Source organism: Bacillus sp. GM2 (assembly GCF_056155945.1).
In genome coordinates this window covers 730,037-753,109 of the sequence record NZ_JBRKSZ010000008.1, presented here as the reverse complement: position 1 = coordinate 753,109, position 23,073 = coordinate 730,037, and the positions used below count along the sequence as shown (strand labels likewise).

Here is a 23,073-nt window from a genome sequence, read left to right as displayed (position 1 = left end):
AACAGTGAATGATTTATTTGATGAAATAAGAGATGAGTCGATTAATATTGGGGGGATTGATGGTTATAAATTCGGCTTCTTAAAAGAGATATTGCGAAATAAAAGATTTGTATTTCTTGGTGAAAGCAGCCATTGCGTCAAGGAGTACATTGAGGCGAAGGCAAGCTTGATCAAATATCTGCATCAGGAATTAGGATTTCGTATTCTTGCTTTCGAAAGTGAATTGGGAGATTGCAGCATAGGAAATTATCTTTCAGAAGAACTTAGTGCCAAAGAAAATATGTCCGGTTCCATCGGGAAAGTTTGGCAAAACGAATTTATGCTTGATTTGTTTGAGTATATGAAGGAAACTCGACAGCTGCAGCCTTTGCATTTAACAGGCGTTGATGTTCAGCAGAGCATGGATAAGCACTTTTCCTCCTACATGCGTTCGCATTTGACAGGGGATCTCAGGAAAATGTTTGTAACATTTGATACGCGCACAAATGAGATGCTCGATAAAGATTATATGTTAAAGCGGCGTTTTAGGAAAACAGTAGAAGAAATTGAAAGCATAGGCCAAGAACTGATAAGGGAGCTTGAAAAACAGACTTTCCCCTCTGCTATGCTTCGTGATGTCGTGTTACAGACGATGAAAAACAGACTCAATTATTTTAAGGCGAATTTTACAAAAGGTTTTTCAAAATTGTTTGAATATCGTGATGAATTAATGGCGAAGAATCTTGAATTTTTATCTCAGCATGTTTATCCTGATGAGAAATTTATCATTTGGGCTCACAACCTTCACATCAAAAAACAAAGCAGCGTCAATCGGTTTTCACCATATCGATCATTTGTAGAAAACCTTCCGCAATTTATGAAAGAGGACAGTTTTGTTATTGGTCTTTACGCGGGAGAAGGAAGAATGGGTGACAACCAAGGGGGCGATCATCCTATCAAAAAAGTTAACAAAAAGCACATGGAGTGGCTGCTCAGCAATTCACCCCATCCCAATTTTTTTATACCATGCACTTCAAGGTGGGGGGGAAAAAAGTGGAAGGCTTTTGAGGGAGGGGGCCTTCGTATTTCTTTCAAGCCGGTTCAACAGTATGACGGGGTTTTATTCTTTAAAAAAGTAACCCCAGCAGTTGTTAATGTTGAATAGGATGTTGAGGGGATAAGCATAACCTCTAAGGTGAAGATCTCTGCCTTGTTGGGAAAAGAACTTTTTCGTTATAGCTGGTGGCGGCCAAAGGGAGGCAAACTGAAAGCTGTTTTTTTGGTTTTCATCGAATGGTGAATGGGATTATTGCATGGAGTGCACAAGTCAGACCCAGGATAATTTCCTGGACGTATAACTTTTGGTAAAGGCGTTTATCAGGACACCCATGAAAAGATATGTTCGGCAGATGAGGAAGGGAATGCTGTTCCCGAGATGCCGGAGATGGTGGTTGAGGAGAAATTTGAAGAACTCCAAAGGTATGCAAAACTGGTAACGAGTTCCCCGTTTCTTGAGAGGAAGATCTTCAACAAATCATGATAAAGGGATGGCCGAAGGCTTTTCTTCACAGCTGGATCGCCTTGAAGACTACCTGAAAGCCATTCGCTAAAAGAGGGAGGATATATTGATGGCGTTTCTAGAGCATTTCATATAACCGTGTATTCGCGGACCTCCTCATCACCTTTTTCTATAACCATTAAAAAGAGGAGGTTTATATACATGCGTACAGAGCAGGAAATCATCGATTTGGTGCTGAAGGTCGCACGGGAGGACAGCCGTGTCAGAACGGTCGGCATGAACGGTTCGCGGACGAATCCGAACGTCCCGAAAGACCCTTTTCGCGATTATGATATAGTCTATGTTGTAACAGATATGAAGTCTTTTCTCGATCAGCCGGGCTGGGTGGACGTTTTTGGGGAGCGGATCATCATGCAGACGCCGGAAGCGATGGAGCTGTTTCCGAATGAGCTTGGCAACCGCTTTTCGTATTTGATGTTATTTACTGACGGCAGCCGCATTGATTTGATTCTTGTGCCTCTTGAAGAAAAGCTGGAATACTGCCGGGAAGACGGATTGACCGTAATCCTGCTTGATAAGGATCAGGACCTGCCCGTTATCCCGCCGCCGACGGATCGGGAATATTGGGTGCAAAAACCGTCCCCGCAATGCTTCGCCGACTGCTGCAATGAATTTTGGTGGACATCGACATATGTAGCCAAAGGGTTGTGGCGGCAGGAAATTCTTTATGCACTCGATCATTTAAACCTTGTCAGGGCCATGCTGCTGAAAATGCTCGAATGGAAGGTCGGTTTTGAAACGGGCTTTTCGCTGAGCATAGGCAAGAATGCAAAGTTTCTTGATCGCTATGTTGATCAAAATACGTGGGAAAGGCTTTTGGAGACGTATCCGCCAGCTGATTATGAGCGTGTATGGAACAGTTTGTTTAAGATGTGGGATCTGTTTGAAGAGACAGCGGCAGCAGTCGCTGAACATCTGGCTGAACAATATCTTTTTGCAGAAGCCGAGAAAGTCAAACAGTACGTGAGACGCGTTTAGCAGCTGAAACCTGATGCAAAGGTAATTGACTAATCAGATGATGGCCGCACTCCCGGCAGGTGAGCCGGGAGTGTGTTTTTTGCGGAGGTGAACGGAATGTTCAGTATTAAAAAAATGCTGCAGAACCATTATGGAATCGACAGTGTGAACATTTCTCCCGAGCAAGGCGGGTGGACAGCACTTGCTTATCAAGTAACCGACGGTGAAGCGGCTTTCTTTTTAAAAGTGTATGATAAAAATAGGGCATCGACAGCGAAATGGACAGATCTAATCGATGATTACATCCCCGTTCTCAAGTGGCTGGGGGATCACACCGCTCTCAACGGGAAGCTGCCTGTGCCGCTTTTAACAACAACTGGAGAATACAAGTGCGAAGATGATGATGCGGTTTATGTGCTTTATGAATACATCGCCGGGGAAACCATTGGAGGCCGGCCGCTCGACAAAGGCTGCGCGGAGAAGCTCGCCAGCATCATAGCGGAGCTGCACCGATATGACGAGACGATCCCGCTGAAGACAGAAGGAATCAAAGAAAACTATGATATTTCGTTTTTAGGCAAGATGAAACAATGGCTTGATCACCTCCCTTGTGAGCTGGCGACACTCATTCAACCCTACAGCGGAGCAATCCGCGAGATGATGGAGTCAGCCTTATCTCTGGCGGATGATTTGAAATGCAGCGGCAGAAGATTGGCTTTGTGCCATACAGATGTTCATGGCTGGAATTTGATGATGAAAACGGGCGGGGAATTGATTCTGATCGATTGGGAGGGCTTGAAACTGGCCCCTGTTGAAGCAGATCTGATGTTTTTTGCCAATCAGCCGTATGTACAAGAGTTTTTGCGGGTTTATCGCGAGATTCATAAAGGGTTTGAAATTGATCAGAACGCTTTGCGGTTTTATCAGATCAGGCGAAGACTGGAGGACATATGGGAGTTTACAGAGCAGCTGGCGTTTGACATTCAGACAGAGAAAGAAAAGGCAGAGACGATGAGCTTGCTGAAAAACGAGCTTGAGGCCATAGAGGACAGCAAGATCAACTACTAAAAAGCTAAACGGAGGAACCCCTGTGAAAAATTATCGTACTTTATTTTTTGATGTGGATGATACACTACTAGACTTCGGTGCGGCGGAAAAGTCAGCACTGCGGAATCTTTTTCAGGAACAGCAAATTCCTTTAACAGATGAAATAGAAGCGAATTATAGACGTATCAATCAAGGTTTATGGAGGTCGTTTGAAAAAGGGGAGATAGACCGCGGCCATGTGGTGAACACACGCTTCTCCCTTTTATTCAAAGAATATGGTCTAGAGGCTGACGGCGTTTTGCTTGAGGAGAAGTATCGCAGCTTCCTTGAAGAAGGGCATCAGCTGATAGACGGCGCTTTTGAATTAATTGAAAGCCTGCAGGATCAATATGATTTATATATCGTAACGAACGGTATTTCAAAAACGCAGTATAAGCGTCTGCAAGCTTCAGGATTATACCCGATGTTTAAAGGGATTTTTGTTTCAGAGGACACCGGTTTTCAAAAACCGATGAGAGAATACTTTGATTACGTTTTTGAACGAATTCCTCATTTTTCTGCCGATCAAGGGCTGATCATCGGGGATTCATTGACAGCGGACATAAAAGGGGGGCGGCTGGCCGGATTGGATACATGCTGGATGAATCCGGGCATGATAGCAAATGACACTGGTATTGTACCAACCTATCAAATACAAAAACTTGATGAGTTGTATTATATTTTAAACATTGAAAAAGAATCGGCCGCCGGCCATTGTTTATAAGGGAAAACGGGCGCATTTTGATTGGTTATTCAAGATGCGTACTGCTTTTTTATATTGTAAGAATATTCTTTATATTGGGATAGTTGTTTCTTAATAAATAGATAGAGTAAAATTTGTTTTCCTGGAAAAAACAATTGTATTTTTGGAGGGAATTTATTATGATGGAATAAGTGAATTTTGAGATATATACTTAATTGGAATTATCAGATTTTTATTACTACTTAATACGAGGAAGATGCTTTGTCATCATATAGTTTTTGGGTGACATCAGCCGTGTAAGAGGAGGAAAAGAAGTGGCGAACAAAGAATTGAAGAGAGGCCTGGGCGCGCGCCACATCCAAATGATTGCGCTTGGCGGCACTATCGGCGTCGGTTTATTTATGGGATCTTCTAGCACGATAAAGTGGACGGGACCTTCCGTCCTGCTTGCTTATGCCATTTGCGGAATTTTTATTTTTTTTATTATGCGTGCAATGGGGGAAATGCTATATATAGAGCCAAGCACCGGTTCATTTGCGACATTCGGCCATCAATATATACATCCGTTGGCTGGATATATGACCGCGTGGAGCAACTGGTTTCAGTGGGTGATTGTTGGGATGTCCGAGATCATCGCCGTCGGGGAGTACATGAAGTACTGGTTTCCGGATCTGCCCGCTTGGATACCGGGCATTATCGCAATGGCGATTCTCGGTGGAGCAAACCTTGTCTCTGTTAAATCATTTGGTGAGTTTGAATTTTGGTTTGCGATGATTAAAATCGTTACAATTGTATTAATGATTGCAGCGGGGCTCGGGATTATTTTCTTTGGATTCGGCTACGGCGGACAAGCGATCGGGTTTTCAAACCTTTGGTCGCACGGCGGTTTCTTTACAGGCGGCTTCTCAGGATTCTTCTTTGCGCTGTCACTGGTCATCGCCGCTTATCAAGGGGTCGAACTGATAGGAATTACGGCGGGGGAGGCAAAAGATCCGCAAAACACGCTGAGACACGCGATCCAAAGTATTATTTGGCGTATTTTAATTTTCTATATTGGCGCCATCTTCGTGATTGTCACAGTCTATCCTTGGGATGAGCTGAATGCAATTGGAAGTCCGTTTGTATCCACTTTTTCGAAAGTCGGAATTACGGCGGCAGCCGGCATTATTAACTTCGTCGTCATTACGGCGGCAATGTCCGGCTGCAACAGCGGCATTTTCAGTGCGGGCCGCATGCTTTATACATTGGGAGTAAACGGCCAAGCGCCAAAATTCTTTACGAAGATTTCCAGAAATGGCGTGCCGTTATACGGGACGATTGCCGTCCTGATCGGTTTGGCAATCGGCGTCGTTTTAAATTATATTGCGCCGCCTAATATTTTTGTGTATGTATACAGTGCGAGCGTGCTCCCGGGGATGATTCCGTGGTTTGTCATTCTGCTCAGCCATATCGGATTCAGAAAAGCAAAAGGAGCTGAAATTGACAAACATCCGTTCAAAATGCCTTTCGCCCCAGTGACGAACTATTTGACGATTGGTTTCCTGCTTATGGTACTGGTGGGCATGTGGTTCAACAATGACACACGCGTGTCTCTGATTGTCGGGGTTATTTTCCTTGCGGTTGTTGCCGCCAGCTATTATGTGTTTGGAATTGGCAAGCGTGCCTCAGCTGATGGGAATAAATAATGAAATTTTTAAGGGCTTGGGGCTGTCGAGATGTTATTGGCAGCCTTCTCAGGCGCTATGCTCAAGAACCAGCTCCTGGTTCTTTTTTTATAAGCTTGGCTGTGTTTCAATACGGGCGTCAATGATGGGCGGAAACCCGCCCACTCCGGCGCGCCTCTGGGTGCCATTTCAAGCAACGGCATATCCAACACCGGGTCCGAAAGATGTTGTGATTCATGAAGACGCCAAGCCACACAGTAAAGTCTTATGAAAAGGTATAAGGGAGATCTTTTTCCCTCCAAAAGAAAAAGCCCGCAGAAAACAGGAGTGTCTCTGCAAGCTGAAAAAAAGCTGCTATGTGAAAAGGTTTGACGCGATACGTGTATCGCCCTCATAAGGACATTGAAGCGATCAACACAATCAATAAATTGATATGGATCCTATGAGAAGCGCGCATCCTGTCATCACGATGACAGCGAGCACCGCCCACTTTATCGCAAATTTTTGATGATCGTCGATGGAAACCCCGACAAGCCCAACAAGCAAATGTGTTGAAGGCACAAGCGGGCTCAGCATGTGAATCGGCTGGCCGATGATGGAGGCTCTTGCAATTTCGACCTTATTAACACCGTATGCGACAGCGGTTTCTGATAAAATCGGGAGCACTCCGTAAAAATACGCGTCATTTGGCATTAGAAAAGTGAAAATGCCGCTTGTTAAGGCTACAATCATCGGAATAAAGCCGCCCATTTGTTCAGGAATCATAGATGCAAGCGAAATCGCCATTTCATCTACCATTTTTGTGCCTGTTAGTATTCCGGTAAAGACCCCTGCGGCAAATATCATGGAGCCGATAGCCAATACATTGCTCGAATGCGCCGAAATTCGCTGTCTCTGATGATCGAGGTTTGGATAATTGACAATCAATGCGAGGCAGAACGCGATAATAAACAGAACGGTCAAGCTTACTTTTCCTGATATAAGAAGCCCTATCAATGACAGCGTCAACAATAAGTTGAACCACCAAAGCTTCGGACGCTTCCACTCATCCTCCGCAGCAGCGGCCGTTTCATTGGCACCAGCCGGATGTTTGAGTTCAATCACGCCGAGGCGTTTTCGCTCCGCTTTTCCGAGCATATACGCAACTCCGATCATACAAAGCATGCCGCTTGCGATGACAGGTATCATCGGGCCGGTCAATTCAGCCGGGTCAACTCCGAGCGCACTCGCTGCCCGCGGTGTTGCGCCTCCCCATGGAATCGTATTCATAATCCCCATGCCGACTCCTGCGATTCCCGCTAATATAATCGGGCGGATGCCAAGCAGCAAATAGAGCGGGAGCATCGCGCTCGTTGTAATCATATATGTTGTTGATCCGTCTCCGTCCAATGCGACTAGCATCGTGAGCACCGCAGTGCCGACGACGATTTTTAACGGATCGCCTTTGACCATTTTTAATATTTTTGTGACCATTGGATCAAACAGGCCAGTATCAATCATAATCCCGAAATATAAAATTGCAAACATAATCATAACTGCGGTTGGCGCGACTTGCTGAATCCCAGAAACCATCATGTCGCCGACATCGCTGAATCCGAATCCGGCGATCAGCGCAAACACTATCGGTGTCAAGACCAATGCCGTCAGAACAGAAAGCCGTTTTGTCATGATCAATACCATAAACACAAGCATCATGAAAAAACCTAAAATTGCTAACACAGTTATCCCCCTCTCATATGAATCCGCTTACATTTTTTTCTCTCCGGTTCCCCTTAAGCCTTGCCTTTTTGTCATCATATGAGAAGAACTTTCTGAAGTAAATAATTTGGTTTTTATGTATTTTTAATTTTTTAAAACCATTTTGTTCTTTTTGACCATTTTTAAGTACATAAAAAAAGTATTCCGCAGACGCGAAATACCCGGTTAATCCCCAGCCATGATGTTTTGATAAAATGCTGATTGCTCCTCAAGGAATCGTTTCGTCTCCTTGCTGTTTAAATAATAGCTTTCCCATTCCTGTTCATTTATTTTCTGCTTCCATTCCGGCGAAGATGTGATCTTTTTAAACACTTGATCCCAGTAGGAGATTTCTTCTTTGGTCATATTTTTCGGGCCTAATACACCTCTCCAATGGGAAAATACAAACGGGATGCCCTGCTCTTTCCACGTCGGTACATGCGGATAAGCGGGAAGCCTTTTGTCTGAAGTAACAGCCCCAAGTGTGATGCTGCCGCTCCGTTCATATGTTTTAGCTTCTGATAGAGTCATTGAAGCGGCGTCAATTTCATGTCTGATAAGCGCCTGAATGAGCTCTTCGCTGCTTTCATACTGTAAATATTGAATGTTAAAAGGGTCAACTCCGTACATATCGGCCGCCCTGACGAATGACAGCTGGTCATCATTTCCAAGTCCGGGGGAAAAACCGATTTTTACCTTGCCGGGATTCTTTTTGATCTCATTCAGCAAACCCTTTCCGCTCTTTATTTCCGCTCCTTTTGGAAGAGCGATCGTCTGCCATTCTTTTGCAAGAATCGCCAGCGGGGTGAAATCGTCTGTTTTCAGTTTGCTCTGTCCGAGAATGTAATTGCTGAGCATTAAGCTGGATGTCATGCCGATGGTGTACGTATCGCTGTTATTTATATACTTCCAGCCTTTGTCACCTCCGCTTCCGGGTTTATAAACGATCTTCACGTCGCTTTTTATCACTTGTTTTTGTTTAAGGACTGATTGTATCGCCTGAGCCGTTAAATCCCAGCCGCCGGAAGGCTCAGCAGGTACGACGATTTCAACCGGCCCTTCCGGGGGACGCGGGGCGGACGATTGTCTTTCATCTCCCGAAATTAAGATCGATAGACATATCAATATGATCGCAAAGTTTTTCATGTTTATTCATCCGCCAAATAGTATTTTCTCTCCGGTCTGCCGATAATTCCATATTCCAGCTCAGCGCACGCTTCTTCTTTTGACACGAGATATTCGGCATAGCGGCGGGCTGTTGTACGTGAAGCCCCCATTTTTTCACCGAGTTCTTCGGCTGTCATTCCTTTGGCTGCGTCTTGCAGAACATCCCTGATTTTTTGCAGTGTAATCGAATTGATACCTGTCGGCAAATCCTCAGCTTGACGGGATCCGCTGGAGCAGCCTCCGAAGATTTGGTCAATCATTGATTGGCTGACCTGTGGCTGAGAAAGCAGTGTTTGCCTTTTTTTCTTATATTGAAGCAGCACCTGTTTGAATTTTTCGGCAGTCACAGGCTTAATCAAATAGTGCGCAATTCCTGCCCGGAGCGATTCCTGTAAATGACATGTTTCGGTTGCTGCTGTGATGATCATGATATCCACTTCCGGAAAGCGGTTTCGGATGACAGGAATCAATTCTGTGCCTATCTCATCCGGCATGTAAATATCCAATAGCAGCAAGTCGGCCTTTTGGACCTCGAGAATTTCCATTGTTTCTTTGGCATTGGCCGCTTTACCGATAATGTTGAATCCATCAAGCTGTTCGATCAATCTTTCATGAATTTGCGCTACACGGAAATCATCCTCTGCGATCAGGATATCAATCAAATGGATTCCCCCTTTCGTGTTTGCTTCTCCTTCGGTATAAAAACGGTAAACACCGCTCCGCCGCCTTTTTGATTGGACACTTCTATCCAACCGCCGAGTTCACGTAAAGATTCCTTTACGTTGGCCAGCCCGTAGCCTCTCTTCATTCCCTTTGAAGAATATCCTCTTTCAAAGATGGCTTTCATCTTATCAGGCGCCACGCCGCATCCTGTGTCAGACACTTCTATGACAATATCGCGGCCGATGTCCGTGATGAAAAATGAAACAAGCCGCACATTTTGCTCAGCTACGGCTTCGAAAGCGTTATCAATTAAATTCCCGATAATCGTAATGAGATGAGACATCCCGATATGCTCAGGAAGCGGCTCAAGCGTGCTGTTTTCATCAATGGACAACTTAACTTTTTTCTCTGAGGCCTTTCCCATTTTGCCCAACAGGATAGCCTGCACCTGCTGTGAATGAATGTTTTTGAATAAAATGTCGTGCTGTTCATTTTGAATGGCGTATTCCTCTTTAATCAGGTCGATCGCTGCTTCATACTCACCTAGCTCAAGCAGACCTAGGATCACATAAAGCTTATTTGAGAATTCATGTGTTTGCGCGCGGAGATCTTCAGAGTATTTTTGCACCTCTGTCAGCGTGTCAATGAGCCTTTTTAATTCGGTCTTTTGACGGAAACTTACGACAATTCCGTAAGTTTGCCCGTTTTGGAGCATCATTTTTGTATTTAAAATAAAGACTTGATCGTTGACGCAGACCTCCTGATTCAGCAACATCTGCTCCTGATGAAGGACAGACATTAGTCCGGCTCCGGGCATGATGTCATCAATTGGCCGGTTGACCACAGGTTCGGGAAGCTTAAGCATTTCTGATGCCGATACGTTCATCATTGTGACGACTCCTTCGCGGTTGGTGGCAATGATCCCTTCTTTAATCGCACGCAGCATCGCATTTCGTTCACGGTAAAGAGATGCGATCTCTTGGGGGTCAAGGCCAAGCGTATCCCTTCTAATGCTTTTGGCAAGAGCGGCGGCACCCGCAAATCCTAAAAGCAAAACGAGAACAGCCATGAAGCTCAATTTTCTTACATTCTCTTTAATGCCTTGTTCTGTCTCGTTTAATAGAAAATCAACAGACACACTGCCGATGACCTTGCTGTAACCACTTTGTTCCTGGATAATCGGCGCACTTCCTCTGATCACTATGCGGCCATCGTTTTTTGTTTCAGAGATGTGAGAGCCGCCGAACAAGATCTTTCTGCTTCTTGTCAGCTTCTTTTCTCCTCTCTTTTCCGAGGCGATTTTAATCTCTCCCTTTTCGTCGAGGACATAAATAGTATAGGCGTCAGTCTGTTCTTTCATCTGTTCAATGACTTCTTGCGCCTCTTCCTTATGCCCGCGCTTCTCTTGAAAGAGCTCTTTTACCGGAGGCATATAAGAAATGGTTTTTGCAGTCTGAACGGCAAGCTGTTCGGACTGTTTTCTTCCTTCTTTTGTTTGCTGAACGGCAAACGTGACTGTCAGCAAGCCGATTACTAAGATAAGCAGTGCTGCAATCAAGCCCATAATTTTTGTTTGCAGAGAAAAATTTACCCGTTTTTTGACCACAGGCACCAGCCGTCCTTTCTACCAAAAATCATACCACTTTTTATTCGGAAATTTTGGCATTTTTAAAAATATCCTTTGCAAGATAACGAAAAAGCCCAAGTATATCTTATAAGTGATGATTTCATAATGCAGGATCAGGCGTAGGACAGTGTGCTGTTAGTTTCTTAAGCTGGGATCCGGTTTTATTCCACATATAGGTCTAAATCCAGAAGAAAGTCTGCCTCCGGCCACAAGACGGAGCTTCGCATGACGATTGAAGGAAGCAGCTGTCCTCGCGAACACCGCCCCGAGAATAGCTGCTGGCTCCTTGTGTTGTTGTCATAAATTGAAAAACCATTGATTCACACATTGAGACGGCCCGTCTGCTGCTGTTGACTACTAAAACACCTCACCAAACATGCGCTCAATAATATTCAACAGTACAACCCCCGGCAGTTTACGGCGTTCCACAGCCGGTCGAGCTTTGTAAAGAACCCATTTAATGGAAATCGAGATGACGTCCGTTATAGAGGATATTCATCGGTCGAATCGATCATTTGAATAAAGTTAAGGGCAGATGGAGATAGATGGTCTTCCGTCCTTACACATAGCGAAATCGGGTTCTTTATTACGGCTTTATCAACATGAACCTTTGCGATGTCTCCGCGGGCGATATATTCGTTTACTTCAAGAGCGGATACGAATGTTACACCGTATCCTTCCATAACCGTTCTGATTGTTTCGTTTAATCCGTTTATTTGTACACCCATATTTGGTTTTCCCGCGTTATGCAGGTTGCACAGCGAAATCAATTTTTCCCGCGAAAAACTTCCTTCCTCGCGAAAGACGAAAGGTTCTTTTACAATCTCCTCTAATGCCACGTGTTTTGAGGCGAATTTATGTTTTTGATTGACTACGAATAACATGTCATCTTCCAAAAGCAGCGTTCCTTTTAAGAAGGGGCCGAATTCCGTTGTCCCGCCGATCAGGCCAATGTCCGCTTCGTAGTTGATCAGCTGTTCACAAGCTTTTTGAAAATTCGTTGTCGTGATTTCAACTTCCGTTTTCGGAAATTGCTGTTTAAATCGGCTGAGCCATCTTGGCAGCAAATAATTGGCGGGGAGGAAGGTGGAGGCAATACGCAGTTTTCCAATTGACCCTTCCCTTAACTGCTCCACGTACGATTCAATTTCTTTTTCAAGTGAAAACAGCCGCTTGGCCTGTTTTGCAAGCTCTGCGCCGGACTGTGTCAGCAGGATCCCTCTGCCTTTAGGAACGAATAAGGTGCAGTCGATCTCGCGTTCTAATTTCTTAATTTGCGAGGTGACGGCGGGCTGGCTGATACTTAACTGTTTGGCGGCTTGAGTGACACTGCCTGTTTCAGCGACCGAATAGAACAATCGCAGTGCATGGAGATTCATATTTCACACCTCTATTTATAAATAAAAGTTATTAATACTAGATAAAGATATATTAGAGTTATCTAAATACTTTTACTATTATAAAGTTGAAAAACATGTATTACAAGAAAGGAGAAATTGTTATGAGTACGCTTATCTTAAATAAAACAGCTTATAGCAAGTCTCCGTATGATGTATGGCTGAAGGGACTGGATGAACCGGTGGCGATGCTGACCTCAACCGATCGTGCGGATGAATGCAGGAATTATGATGTGATCGAAGCATTTGACGATTATCCGGTTAATGGATGCATCGAAATGCGCGCTTTGGAGCTGAATGAAACGTATCACTTTAAAACGATTATTGCATCCTCGGAATTTGATATGCTGAGGGCGGGGAAGCTGAGGTCGCTTTTGGGGATAAAAGGGCAGTCTTACAAAAGTGCTCTGCTGTTCCGCAACAAAATATTAATGAAAGAGCAAGTAAGAAAAGCCGGTGTGAAGGTTCCAGATTTTAAGAAAATCGACTCGGCGGCCGACTTATATAAGTTTGTTCAAACTTTCGGTTTTCCTGTGGTCGTTAAGCCTATTTACGGATCGGGGTCTGTTGATACAACCGTTTTAAGGAATCGGCAGGACGTGTGGAATTTTCTTGCGAAAGGTCTTCCCGATCATCTGGAAGTTGAGTCGTTTATCGAAGGGGATATGTATCATATAGACGGCCTCATCCTTGATGAAGAAATTGTCCTCAGCTGGCCGTCGCGTTATATCAACGGGTGTCTGGCGTTTCAAGATCATCAGTTTTTAGGCAGCCTCCAGCTTGAATTGAAAAATCCGCTTACCCGGCGGTTGACTGATTTTGTTCAAAAAGCGCTTGCTGCCCTTCCTGTTCCGAATACCACAACATTCCATGCTGAAGTGTTTCATACACCAGATGATGAACTGGTGTTTTGTGAAGTGGCCAGTAGAACCGGCGGCGCTATGGTCCGTGAAGCAACTGCGCAGACTTTCGGTTTTGATATCAATGAAGTGTGTGTTAAAGCGCAATGCGGCCTGGAATTTCATATACCGGAGGTGGACAACAATCCGGACCGCCTAAGCGGCTGGCTGTTGATTCCGCCGAAAGACGGCGTGCTGAAAGAAATCAAGCCTGCGCCAGCCGCAGACTGGATAGCGAAACAAAATATATCCGCTCAAGCCGGAGACAGGTTCCACGGCTCGTCTTCCAGTGTAGACGCAATTGCAAGCTGTTTAATTATCGGACGCACAGAAGCCGAATTGAGAGGCCGTATCAGCCGGCTTGCAACGTGGTTCCATGATCATACCGTATGGGAAAAGAATTCGGATGTTTGCGCAATTTAAAGCATTCAGCCGCCTTCATCCGTTGATCCGATTTTTGCTGATAGGCACGCTTGTCACGAAGGCGGCTAAGTCGATGACAACCCCGTTTTTGGCGCTCTATCTCCATATGAAAACGGGAGCCGATTTTGGAACCATCGGGCTTGTCATCGGTTTAGGCTATTTTTCAAGCACTGTAGGAGGGGTAGTCGGAGGAGCGCTTTCAGATAAAATCGGCAGAAAAAAAGTGATGCTTTCATCCATTTTCATCTGGAGCTTTGTATTCATTCTTTTTGGACTTGTTCATGATTTCATGTGGTTTTTATTGCTGAATATTTTAAGCGGGCTTTGCCATTCGTGTTTTGAACCTGTGTCAAAGGCTTTGATGGCTGAGTTATCAGAACGGGAGATGAGATTCCGCATTTTCTCTTTGCGGTATTTGGCCATCAATGTTGGAGCTGCTGTCGGCCCTTTACTGGGCGCTTATTTTGGTCTTGCCAAAACCGGAACGCCGTTTATCATCACAGGGCTGGTCTATTTTGGCTATGCCATACTTTTGAGCTTGATGATGATTCGGCTGACCACGGTGAAAGAGACAAAAATCGCTCCTGAAAAAGTCCAGGCAGGTTCAGTTTTGAAGACGTTAAAGCAAGACAAGGCTCTTCGATTATACATAGCCGGCGGCATCCTTTTTTTGTTCAGCTATTCGCAAATGGAAAGCACTTTGCTGCAGTATTTAAATAACGACTTTGCAAACGGAGTTAAAATATTTTCGACTTTAATCACGTTAAACGCGGTGACGGTCATCCTTTTACAAGTGCCGCTCACCCGTTTATTTGAGAGGTATAAATCCTTAACAACAATATCAATTGGAACCGTTTTTTGCATTTTGGGGAATATCGGTTTTTCTATCGCAAATGGCTGGATTGTTTTTATGCTTTCGATGTTTGTTCTGACAATCGGCGAAATTTTATGTTTTCCTTCAATGAATGTCCTTTTGGACGAGCTGGCTCCGGATCATATGAAGGGCGCGTATTACGGCATGCAAAACTTATACAACATCGGTGAGTTTTTAGGGCCTTGGCTGGGGGGGATGATGCTTGCCTTGTACGGGGGAAAAGCCGTCTTTCTTATTGCTGCGTGTTCAGTCTTTTTGGCTTTAGGCGCTTACCATGTGGGAAGGAGAAAGTTTTTATCTGCACAGCATTATGGTGTATCGCCTTTTTCTTATTGAAAATTTAGGCCGCTTATGCATGAATCATTAAGAATTACCCAACCTAAAAGGTAAAAAAGGAGTATGAATCATGGACACAACATTGGGCTACCTCCGTGAGTCACTGTCGAATCACCTTGAACACGGCATAGGACAAAACATTTACAGAAAAATCGTTTCCGGGCGATATGCCAATGAGGAAGAGTTTGTCGAGCACTTGGAGGAGCGGGAAATGGAATTTCTGAATCAAGTGCTTGAACATGAGATGAAATATGCGCTGAATGAACAGGACCATAAACGGACAAGAGAATTAAACGAAGTGTATGAACTGCTGTTTTGAAAGGCGGGAATGATCAATGGGTGCAATAGAGCGGAACGGATACACGTTTGAACCGGAATACAGCGTGACCAGACAAAACGGTGCGATCCATGTATACCGGCGCGGCCGGTTTGTCGAGGAGATTCCCTTTGAGTTTCACGGGGAGTTTCCAGAGCATGATTTAATTGAAGAGCTTGTCAATCATTATTGTTATGAAAATAAAATATAAGGCTTGAAGAGGCTGCCGACCGGGCGGCTTTTATTTTTGGATTTTTATATCTATAATCCGCTTGCAGTTTTTTAGAACGGCAGCAGAAAAGCTGCCATAAATATGACAGCTCATGCATCGCTATTTTTTCTTTTCGTCGTAGTATTGAACAGGGTACATGGATCCTTCCGATACCATTTTGTTATCTTCGATATCATGCGGAGACGGGTGTCCTGCTTTTTCAACCGGGAATGAATCTACGTTGTGTTTTTCCGAAAAGTAAGGGATCTTTTCTTTGACGTTTTGCAAGTACGATTTCAGTTTTTGTCTGTTTGTTTCGTCTTTGAGCATATATGCGGTGACTCCGGCGACAACGGCGAGACCTGAGATCAGATTCTTTTGCTTCATGGTCATAACCCCTTTCGATTAGGTGTTTGCAAATGTTATTCCCATGATTGCCGCCGGTTAAACCAGCTGATCGAGCGCTTCGTCTATATTCGTCGTCGGCTGCCTGCAGGCGAAATTTTCACAAATATAGACAGTCGTTTTGTTATCGACTGCTTTGTATTCGGCCGCAAAGTCGGCAATCCCTTTGAAATCGTCAGGCGATTCTGCGGCGAGGACGGCATAATTCGGCTGGAAGGCCTGCTGCAAAGCGCTTACGATCTTCTGTCTGTCCGGATCATTCCGTTTTCCGAGCACAACGATTTCCTTTTGCGGCATGAATTGGCTCAGCAAACCTTGGAGAAAGTTTGTATGGCCGCTCGGATAAGCAGAGACGTCTCCATGGAAGGCAGCAAACATTTTTGCCGCTTGATCATGGAGCGACAAGTCGCCAGTCAGCCTGCCCAGCCGGGACAGCTGCACGGCCAGGACGCCGTTTCCGGACGGGAGGGCGCCGTCGTATACTTCTTTATCCCGCACGATCAAAGCCTCGGCATCGCTTCCCGTAAAATAAAAACCGCCGTGCTCTTCATCCCAGAACAGCCCCTTCATGTCTGCTTCGAGCTTTTTGGCTTTTCGCAAATCGGTTAAATCAAGTGATGCTTCATACAATTCGATGTAGGCCCACAGCAGGAAGGCGTAGTCATCGATAAATCCTTTATTTTTCACCTCGCCGTCACGGTAGCGGACCATGATGCGACCGTCTTGAATCAATTTATTCTCGATAAACTCGGCTGCAGCTCGCGCCATCTCCAGGTATTCGGGCGCATTGTAGACTTTCGCCGCTTTGGCAAGACCCGCGATCATCAGAGCGTTCCAAGAAGTCAGCACTTTATCGTCGACATGAGGATACGTTCTTTCCTGACGTTTTTCAAAAAGCTTTGTTCTCGCTTCTTCAAGCTTGTTCTGAAGCTCTTCATCTGTCAGCGCGAATTCATCCTTGATGTCTTCCAGCCTGGTGTAGATCAAGTTTGGAATATTATGGCCTTCAAAATTCCCTTCTTGCGTGATGTTGTAGACCGCGCAATACAATTCGCCAAGTTCATCTCCAAGCGTTTCAAGGACTTCTTCTTTTGACCACACATAATATTTGCCCTCTACGCCTTCCGTGTCGGCATCAAGCGCTGAATAAAAAGCGCCTTTCTCATCGGTCATTTCGCGGCGGACAAATGTGATGATCTGCTCGGAAATCTGTTTATACCGTTCGTTTTTCGTGATTTGATAGGCTTCAGTATATGCGATCAGCAATAAAGCATTATCGTAAAGCATTTTTTCAAAGTGGGGAACAAGCCATTCGTCATCTGTCGAATAGCGGGCAAACCCGTAGCCGACATGGTCGTAAATGCCGCCGTTCGCCATGCTGTCCAACGTTTTCATCACGCTGTACAGCGCGTTCTCCTCGCCGCTGTATTGATGATAGCGAAGCAGAAATGTCAGCATATGGGGGATTGGAAATTTCGGCGCGCTGCCGAAACCGCCGTACGCCGCATCAAAGCTGTTGATCAGCTGCTGATACGTCCGCCTCAATATGTCTTCGCCGAGCGAATCGCCGGCATCGCTTTTCGCTTTGATTCTCAGGTTGTTGGCCGCTTTTTCGGCAATATCTTCAACATGCTCCCGGTTTTTCGCGAAGGTATCGGAAAGCTGCTTCACCACCTCAACAAACCCCGGACGGTTAAAACGGCTCGTCTTCGGAAAATATGTACCCGCATAAAACGGCTTCTGATCAGGGGTTAAAAACACATTCAGCGGCCAGCCGCCCTGCCCCGTCATCATCTGGCGGATCGTCATATAAATCGAATCCACATCAGGCCGCTCCTCGCGGTCCACTTTAATGGAGACGAATTTCTCATTCAGAAGCTTCGCAACTTCTTCATCTTCGAAGCTTTCATGAGCCATGACATGGCACCAAACGCAGGTATAATTTACTTCTTATTTTGAGGATTCCTTATTTTGAAACCCTTTTTCGGTCGATAACGTAGACTTTTAATAACATAAGGTTTTGTTATTGATTCTGGAAGGAGAATTAAAATGGATTACATCTATAAGGAAAAGAAAAATGGCAATCGTATAATATCAATCAGAGATAAATGGGAGAATGCTCTTATTGAATTTGAGGAAAAAGGTAATCAAATTGATATAGTAATCAATTATCGTAACGAGAAAACAACTAAGTTTTCGCTACCAATTGAGACTTTTGAGAAAGTGTATCAGGATATTAAAAAATAAATAGGAGAGACAGATAATGATAATAATTCGGTTTGAAAATTTTACTCGCACATCATAAGAATATAATTGCGTTGCAAATGAATTTTTTTATTTTTAACGACTTTCCTCATCTTTGTTCTGTAGTTAATTTTAAGGTGAGTGTTGTCAATAGAACAATAATGAAAAGGAAGGTAATATAAATTATGAAGTTAAGAATAAACTATGTAGTATTATTCATTATGTAATCTGAAGGGTTCTTTATAGCAGGTTTTGCATTAGAGAATGTCCTTGATTATTCATTGGTGATTGGAATCATCTTACAGATCATATTTGTTATTTTTTCCTCAATTTTAGCAATAAAAAAACAAAAGAATACAAACAGGACAAAGTAAGTAATTGCCGTGTTATTTAGTTAAGAGATGAATTAAGTTACGCGGCATCTATTGCAATCGAGTTAGGTTTTTATGGGTGGCAATGTCGAAGGTAAATGGTAAGGGGGTAAGAATGTCTTTTATTACAATAATTGAAATTATCTTAGTGTGATAACAGTATTGGGGTTATTTTCATGTACTTTTAAAAGGCAAAAAAGTGTTAATGATGATGTTGTTTTTAGTTATGCTAGATATATGATTTATTTGTTTGTAGCTGAAGTTGCAATATATGTCATATTTCAATTGTTTTAGTAAAGTTAGACCTTTTAAGGACTAACTTTTAAACCTTTTCAACTAACCTGTATCTTTTGCAATTTACACGCTTATAATAGATGAATACCTATATCATCGGGGGGAGAACCATTGAACGTACAAGCGTTTTCTGTGTTTAGTCGAAGAGTCCTAATTGTTCAGCAAACGGGTCTTTTAAGAAATGTTATCTAACGACGCTTGTGCAAAAATAATATTGTTGTTTAATTTACAATAAAGTCATTTAAAAAATAATATTAGTTGTTTAAAAATCCTTATTCCACGAACGGAGCAGGTTAGTGGAAGCAATAGTAATTTAGGTTTGACTGGGAAAATTGTCGATGATATTAAAAAAGACACCGAAGTGTCTTATGTTTTTCAAATTAAGCATACCGATAAATTGAAATTTAATTACTTAACATTATGCTTATCATGGGAGCGAGGTATTTTATCGGTGAGTGTATACAAACCATGTAATGCTTGCTGTTAATAATGCTGACGAAATCAAAGCTGTAAGAACACTATATGTTTGCCAAATAAGTATCGTTGACCAATCGAAAGCACAGCACAGTATACCTAGGGCAATCGTAGCGATCAGGAAAATAACTGTTACGATTATTCTCTTTTTTGTCATTGGCTGCCGCTCATTCGTTTTCCTTCTGTGTAATCCTAAGAGAAATAGGAGAACGGCCAATAGGCAAAGAATAATAGTGATAGACGACAAAATGATATCCAAAAGCTGTGTGCCGCTTATTTCATATGACTGAGTTAGATTACCGTCTAATATATCTTTAATTTTTAGTACCAGGTTTATATTGGTATTTGCGCCGTTGCTCAGCAAGCAGACGGCTGTTTGTTCATTTAGCAGTATGACTACTTCGGTTCTGAAATTTGGATTGCCCCCAGTGTGTTCTATAATCGTTTGGTCGGCGTTTACCGACCAGCCTGCCGCATAATACATATCGTTGACAGCCGAAACAGACCTATCACCCCTATGTGATTTTTCGATAACCGTGTGAAATATTTCGGGTATGTCCTGCACAATACCCATCTGTATGCCCATCCAACGCGCCATATCTTTTGTATTAGAAATGATGTAGCCTGCGGGCTTATTCCCAGCATAATCCGGAGCTTTAAATGGAGTTGTCATAAAAAAGGAAGAACGGTAGCCCTGTGCCAACTGTCCAGTGGCTTGAGCATCTTCTTTATAAACATACGTCTGGTGAAGACCTAACCGCTGAAATACCTGTTCCCTCATAAAGTCTTCATAGCTTTGTCGCGACACAATCTCAATAACCAAGCCCAATACGTCATAATTAACGGTTCCATAGTTATACTGTTCACCGGGAGGGAACGCCAATTCAGCATCTACGAGCATTTCCACAGTCTTTTGCAACATATCCGGTGTATTGCCTTGTGGAATACTTTGAGTATGCCTAATATTTGTTAGACCACTGGTATGGTGAAGAAAGTTATTTAGTGTAAGGCTTTGCATATCAACAGGTTTCCCTTGATACTTTAACGTAAACCAAGGTAAATATTTTTGGACAGGGTCAGTCATTGAGAGCAGCCCTTGCTCTTCCAACAGCATAATACCCATACCGGTAAAAGCTTTACTGACCGAGGCTAACTCATAGAGTGTATTTTCACTTGCAGACAACCCCTTTTCACGGTCAGCATACCCTGAAGAAAAGTAGAACACTTCATCATCAGCAAGTATTGAGATTGACATTCCCGGCACACCTGATATACGAGAGGCATCATCTAGCAACGCTTGTATTGCCGCAGATTTCGAATCAGACAACGCATAACTTTGTGTTGCGAATCCTGAGAATAATATAAATATCGTTAATACAAAAACAATAATCTTTTTCATAAACTCTCCTTTCCGAAAAATTATAATAGAATAATATAAATAACCTACTTTTACAAATACTAAACTAAATTTGTTTTATATTTCTATTAACCTATATAATATCAATTAATTGGGAAGAGTTACACTTAACGAACAGATGCGTTAGTTCAATAAGAAAAACGATCTTCAACAATCGGGCGCGATTGTTGAAAAGAATTACAAGGGTGATACATATTACACATGACTAATATGTATCACCCTTTATTTTTTATGACTTTTTGCGTTTTAGGTATTGATAATGTAAATCAGGGGATATAATTTTTTAGTTTGCTATGATATGTAAGATTAAAATGAAATGATTTAACATGAATTGTTTATTGGTTATTTTAAGAGTCATGGCACCAATGACAACAGCTGTATCCAATACTTACCAATATCGGTTTGTTTTCTTTTTTTGCTTTGTTGAAGGCTTCTTCTCCCCACGGGTGCCAGTCAACAGGATTGTGAGCGTGTTGAAGTAAGTAAGGAGACTTCTCAGCGATTAGTCTATTGGGTTTGTTGTTAGTTGGCATGGAATCACCTTCTTTCTATACAAATTTTTATTCAGTATTGTCTATACATTATTTAATATACCAAAAAACAAGAAGCTTTTGAGGTAATCTCTTCTTTTTTTTATGGATCTTCGGAATATACAGTGGCTAATGGCTTAATTAAACTATATTATAATCAGAATATTTTTAAAAAATAACTTGAAAAACATTTTAAATCGAATTACCTTATCTAAGAAAGGAGGACTAAAATTTGAAAATAACTATTGAAGAATTACCTGAATCAAGGATTGCTTATTTCAGAAATGTTGGGGAGTACGGTGAAAAGCAAAACAAAGAATTAATGGAGACTTTTAAAAAGTGGGCAAAATTGAATGATGTATTTGATAATTCTACAATTTTAGGCATACCGCAAGATAACCCAGAGATTACTCCTAAAGAGGAATGTCGTTATGATGTTTGTGTTGTTATAAATAAAGATTTGAATGTGAAAAAACCAGCTCATGTTGGAGAATTTTCTGGTGGGAAATATGCTGTTTTCTTGCTTGACCATACAAAAGAGGCAGTCAGAGACTTTTGGGGCAATATTTCTTCTGAGATAGAAAGAAATAATCTATCAATAAGAGAACAACCAATTATAGAAAGATATACTCCACAAATGATTGATAATCATTTGTGTGAAATATTAATTCCTATACAGTAAGGAAGCAGGGACATTTCTTTCCCACCTTCTATTTAAAGCGGACAACATTAGACCTACTATGTATTTCAGATCTAACCGCAATTGAAACACCACAAGTGAATGACACATATATGATGTTTGAAGTTTAAGCAGTGGTCCCACTTGAACGTTATCCTGAGCGTGGGTTTCGACATGTCTGAGGAAGATATTAAGGGTCATAGGTTAGAAAAAAGTTTTCAAACTAAGGTTTCTAAAAATTTGCATTAAATTTATTAAAAGGCAGCCGAAACTGGTTGCTTTTTGTGGTTATTTTAAGAGACATGGCACCAATGACAAGTCGAATAGCCGATGCTGACAAGTACCGGCTTGTTTTCGCGCTTTGCTTTTTCAAAGGCTTCTTCGCCCCACGGGTACCAGTCGACGGGGTTGTGTGCATGCTGGAGTAGGTATGGCGACTTCTCGTTGATTAATCTGTTCGTTGGCATGGGATCACCTGCTTTATAAACGAATTTTTATTCATTATTGTCTTTACATGATTTAATATACCAAATATCAAAAGAAGAGGTTTCTAAGGTTAACTTCTTCTATTTTATTTTATGGAAAGAGAAGCAGACCAACTGTTATTAAAAGAGCTCAGTTAATTCTTAAGATTTTTCGCCCCTCTTTCTTCAGGTTTTGAATTTAAAGTATGATTATAAATTATTCAAAACAAAGGAATGAGACAAATTGGGGCTATATATTGACGGAGAAATAGAAAAGCAGAAGAACCCCTCGCGCCGAAGCGTCTTGTTTGCCATTTTGGTTGTTAATCGTTGCCGATAACGTACTTGCATGCGGTAGTGCACGGACGATAATGCTATGCCGAAGCGACATACCGAATCAATGAAAAAATTCAATCAAGGCGTCGCCGCCCACCCCAATTAGAATCCCTGCTGATTCCGATCGGTGACGGACTGACCGTGTCGCAAGTCAAGAAATAAAAGCACATCATCTGACTAGTTACTGATTCGGTGACTAGTTTTTTTAATGCCCGCAATGCCGCCACAATCTAAAATCGGA

General features: G+C 42.8%; 19 protein-coding genes and 3 pseudogenes. 12 read left to right on the top strand and 10 right to left on the bottom strand.

From position 1 onward, the window contains the following. Positions 1–4 precede the first annotated feature (4 nt). From ACVC9U_RS18405 to ACVC9U_RS18385, 5 genes are all read left to right on the top strand, one after another. Entirely contained in the window at positions 5–1,144 is a 1,140-nt protein-coding gene (locus ACVC9U_RS18405; RefSeq protein ID WP_142238621.1) for an erythromycin esterase family protein, read from the top strand. A 555-nt stretch (positions 1,145–1,699) separates the two neighbouring features. Then, entirely contained in the window at positions 1,700–2,536 is an 837-nt protein-coding gene (locus ACVC9U_RS18400; RefSeq protein WP_441391374.1) for an aminoglycoside 6-adenylyltransferase, read from the top strand. 96 nt (positions 2,537–2,632) lie between these two features. Continuing rightward, positions 2,633–3,583: an aminoglycoside phosphotransferase family protein gene (locus ACVC9U_RS18395; RefSeq protein WP_441391373.1), complete on the top strand. Its 951-nt coding sequence runs from the start codon at positions 2,633–2,635 to the stop codon at positions 3,581–3,583. A 22-nt stretch (positions 3,584–3,605) separates the two neighbouring features. Beyond that, positions 3,606–4,325: a YjjG family noncanonical pyrimidine nucleotidase gene (locus ACVC9U_RS18390; RefSeq protein WP_441391372.1), complete on the top strand. Its 720-nt coding sequence runs from the start codon at positions 3,606–3,608 to the stop codon at positions 4,323–4,325. A gap of 293 nt (positions 4,326–4,618) precedes the next feature. After that, positions 4,619–5,989: an amino acid permease gene (locus tag ACVC9U_RS18385; RefSeq protein ID WP_441391371.1), complete on the top strand. Its 1,371-nt coding sequence runs from the start codon at positions 4,619–4,621 to the stop codon at positions 5,987–5,989. A gap of 399 nt (positions 5,990–6,388) precedes the next feature. Here ACVC9U_RS18385 and ACVC9U_RS18380 read toward each other — a convergent pair whose 3' ends face one another. From ACVC9U_RS18380 to ACVC9U_RS18360, 5 genes are all read right to left on the bottom strand, one after another. Beyond that, positions 6,389–7,687 carry a citrate:proton symporter gene (locus tag ACVC9U_RS18380; protein WP_096747851.1) on the bottom strand — a complete coding sequence of 433 codons (1,299 nt, stop codon included), beginning with the start codon at positions 7,685–7,687 and terminating at the stop codon, positions 6,389–6,391. Between the two features lie 204 nt (positions 7,688–7,891). Continuing rightward, on the bottom strand, positions 7,892–8,851 hold the full coding sequence (locus tag ACVC9U_RS18375; RefSeq protein ID WP_096747852.1) for a tripartite tricarboxylate transporter substrate binding protein: 960 nt from the start codon (positions 8,849–8,851) through the stop codon (positions 7,892–7,894). A 2-nt stretch (positions 8,852–8,853) separates the two neighbouring features. Next, complete coding sequence (locus tag ACVC9U_RS18370; RefSeq protein WP_096747853.1) at positions 8,854–9,534, bottom strand: response regulator; 681 nt, start codon at positions 9,532–9,534, stop codon at positions 8,854–8,856. Beyond that, positions 9,531–11,141: a sensor histidine kinase gene (locus ACVC9U_RS18365; protein ID WP_096747854.1), complete on the bottom strand. Its 1,611-nt coding sequence runs from the start codon at positions 11,139–11,141 to the stop codon at positions 9,531–9,533. Before ACVC9U_RS18365 ends, ACVC9U_RS18370 begins: the two co-directional genes overlap by 4 nt. A 503-nt stretch (positions 11,142–11,644) precedes the next feature. Continuing rightward, positions 11,645–12,541 (bottom strand): LysR family transcriptional regulator, encoded by an 897-nt coding sequence (locus ACVC9U_RS18360; protein WP_003178493.1) that lies wholly within the window; start codon positions 12,539–12,541, stop codon positions 11,645–11,647. Positions 12,542–12,663: 122 nt separating this feature from the next. On the opposite strand from ACVC9U_RS18360, the gene ACVC9U_RS18355 reads away from it, so the two are divergent. From ACVC9U_RS18355 to ACVC9U_RS18340, 4 genes are all read left to right on the top strand, one after another. Then, entirely contained in the window at positions 12,664–13,881 is a 1,218-nt protein-coding gene (locus tag ACVC9U_RS18355) for an ATP-grasp domain-containing protein (RefSeq protein WP_003178495.1), read from the top strand. Continuing rightward, positions 13,865–15,091, top strand: coding sequence for an MDR family MFS transporter (locus tag ACVC9U_RS18350; protein ID WP_009330322.1), 1,227 nt, complete (start codon positions 13,865–13,867; stop codon positions 15,089–15,091). The genes ACVC9U_RS18355 and ACVC9U_RS18350 overlap by 17 nt, the downstream gene beginning before the upstream one ends. Positions 15,092–15,161: 70 nt before the next feature. Next, positions 15,162–15,410, top strand: a complete 249-nt coding sequence (locus ACVC9U_RS18345; protein ID WP_003178498.1) for a sigma-G-dependent sporulation-specific acid-soluble spore protein CsgA — start codon at positions 15,162–15,164, stop codon at positions 15,408–15,410. 16 nt (positions 15,411–15,426) lie between these two features. Beyond that, the gene (locus ACVC9U_RS18340) at positions 15,427–15,618 is read left to right on the top strand and encodes a YbxH family protein (RefSeq protein WP_003178500.1); all 192 of its coding nucleotides are present in this window, start codon (positions 15,427–15,429) and stop codon (positions 15,616–15,618) included. A 120-nt stretch (positions 15,619–15,738) separates the two neighbouring features. Here ACVC9U_RS18340 and ACVC9U_RS18335 read toward each other — a convergent pair whose 3' ends face one another. Then, complete coding sequence (locus tag ACVC9U_RS18335; protein ID WP_003178502.1) at positions 15,739–16,005, bottom strand: hypothetical protein; 267 nt, start codon at positions 16,003–16,005, stop codon at positions 15,739–15,741. Positions 16,006–16,062: 57 nt separating this feature from the next. After that, positions 16,063–17,961, bottom strand: a pseudogene (locus tag ACVC9U_RS18330) (thioredoxin domain-containing protein); the annotation flags it as partial. A gap of 111 nt (positions 17,962–18,072) precedes the next feature. Here ACVC9U_RS18330 and ACVC9U_RS18325 point away from each other — a divergent pair. Then, complete coding sequence (locus ACVC9U_RS18325) at positions 18,073–18,270, top strand: hypothetical protein (protein ID WP_006640006.1); 198 nt, start codon at positions 18,073–18,075, stop codon at positions 18,268–18,270. 1,107 nt (positions 18,271–19,377) lie between these two features. Here ACVC9U_RS18325 and ACVC9U_RS18320 read toward each other — a convergent pair. Together ACVC9U_RS18320 and ACVC9U_RS18315 are read right to left on the bottom strand one after the other, a co-directional pair. Continuing rightward, a complete protein-coding gene (locus ACVC9U_RS18320; RefSeq protein ID WP_006640007.1) occupies positions 19,378–20,805 on the bottom strand; it encodes a serine hydrolase domain-containing protein in 1,428 nt (475 codons plus the stop codon). Positions 20,806–21,179: 374 nt separating this feature from the next. Next, positions 21,180–21,356: pseudogene (locus ACVC9U_RS18315) on the bottom strand (DUF255 domain-containing protein); the annotation flags it as partial. 229 nt (positions 21,357–21,585) lie between these two features. Between ACVC9U_RS18315 and ACVC9U_RS18310 the strand changes: the two are divergent. Beyond that, the gene (locus ACVC9U_RS18310; protein WP_006640009.1) at positions 21,586–22,035 is read left to right on the top strand and encodes an AraC family transcriptional regulator; all 450 of its coding nucleotides are present in this window, start codon (positions 21,586–21,588) and stop codon (positions 22,033–22,035) included. 290 nt (positions 22,036–22,325) lie between these two features. On the opposite strand, the gene ACVC9U_RS18305 is transcribed toward ACVC9U_RS18310, so the two are convergent. Further along, positions 22,326–22,499, bottom strand: a complete 174-nt coding sequence (locus ACVC9U_RS18305; RefSeq protein ID WP_080627072.1) for a DUF255 domain-containing protein — start codon at positions 22,497–22,499, stop codon at positions 22,326–22,328. A 320-nt stretch (positions 22,500–22,819) separates the two neighbouring features. Here ACVC9U_RS18305 and ACVC9U_RS18300 point away from each other — a divergent pair. Beyond that, positions 22,820–22,994: pseudogene (locus ACVC9U_RS18300) on the top strand (O-methyltransferase); the annotation flags it as partial. Positions 22,995–23,073 lie beyond the last annotated feature (79 nt).

Bases quoted from the DNA above. Each gene is read 5' to 3' on its own strand.
- ACVC9U_RS18320 (WP_006640007.1), bottom strand. From the start codon at position 20,805: ATGAAAAAGATTATTGTTTTTGTATTAACGATATTTATATTATTCTCA.
- ACVC9U_RS18305 (WP_080627072.1), bottom strand. From the start codon at position 22,499: ATGCCAACGAACAGATTAATCAACGAGAAGTCGCCATACCTACTCCAG.
- ACVC9U_RS18355 (WP_003178495.1), top strand. From the start codon at position 12,664: ATGAGTACGCTTATCTTAAATAAAACAGCTTATAGCAAGTCTCCGTAT.
- ACVC9U_RS18395 (WP_441391373.1), top strand. From the start codon at position 2,633: ATGTTCAGTATTAAAAAAATGCTGCAGAACCATTATGGAATCGACAGT.
- ACVC9U_RS18375 (WP_096747852.1), bottom strand. From the start codon at position 8,851: ATGAAAAACTTTGCGATCATATTGATATGTCTATCGATCTTAATTTCG.
- ACVC9U_RS18345 (WP_003178498.1), top strand. From the start codon at position 15,162: ATGGACACAACATTGGGCTACCTCCGTGAGTCACTGTCGAATCACCTT.
- ACVC9U_RS18350 (WP_009330322.1), top strand. From the start codon at position 13,865: ATGTTTGCGCAATTTAAAGCATTCAGCCGCCTTCATCCGTTGATCCGA.
- ACVC9U_RS18400 (WP_441391374.1), top strand. From the start codon at position 1,700: ATGCGTACAGAGCAGGAAATCATCGATTTGGTGCTGAAGGTCGCACGG.
- ACVC9U_RS18360 (WP_003178493.1), bottom strand. From the start codon at position 12,541: ATGAATCTCCATGCACTGCGATTGTTCTATTCGGTCGCTGAAACAGGC.
- ACVC9U_RS18335 (WP_003178502.1), bottom strand. From the start codon at position 16,005: ATGAAGCAAAAGAATCTGATCTCAGGTCTCGCCGTTGTCGCCGGAGTC.
- ACVC9U_RS18340 (WP_003178500.1), top strand. From the start codon at position 15,427: ATGGGTGCAATAGAGCGGAACGGATACACGTTTGAACCGGAATACAGC.
- ACVC9U_RS18325 (WP_006640006.1), top strand. From the start codon at position 18,073: ATGGATTACATCTATAAGGAAAAGAAAAATGGCAATCGTATAATATCA.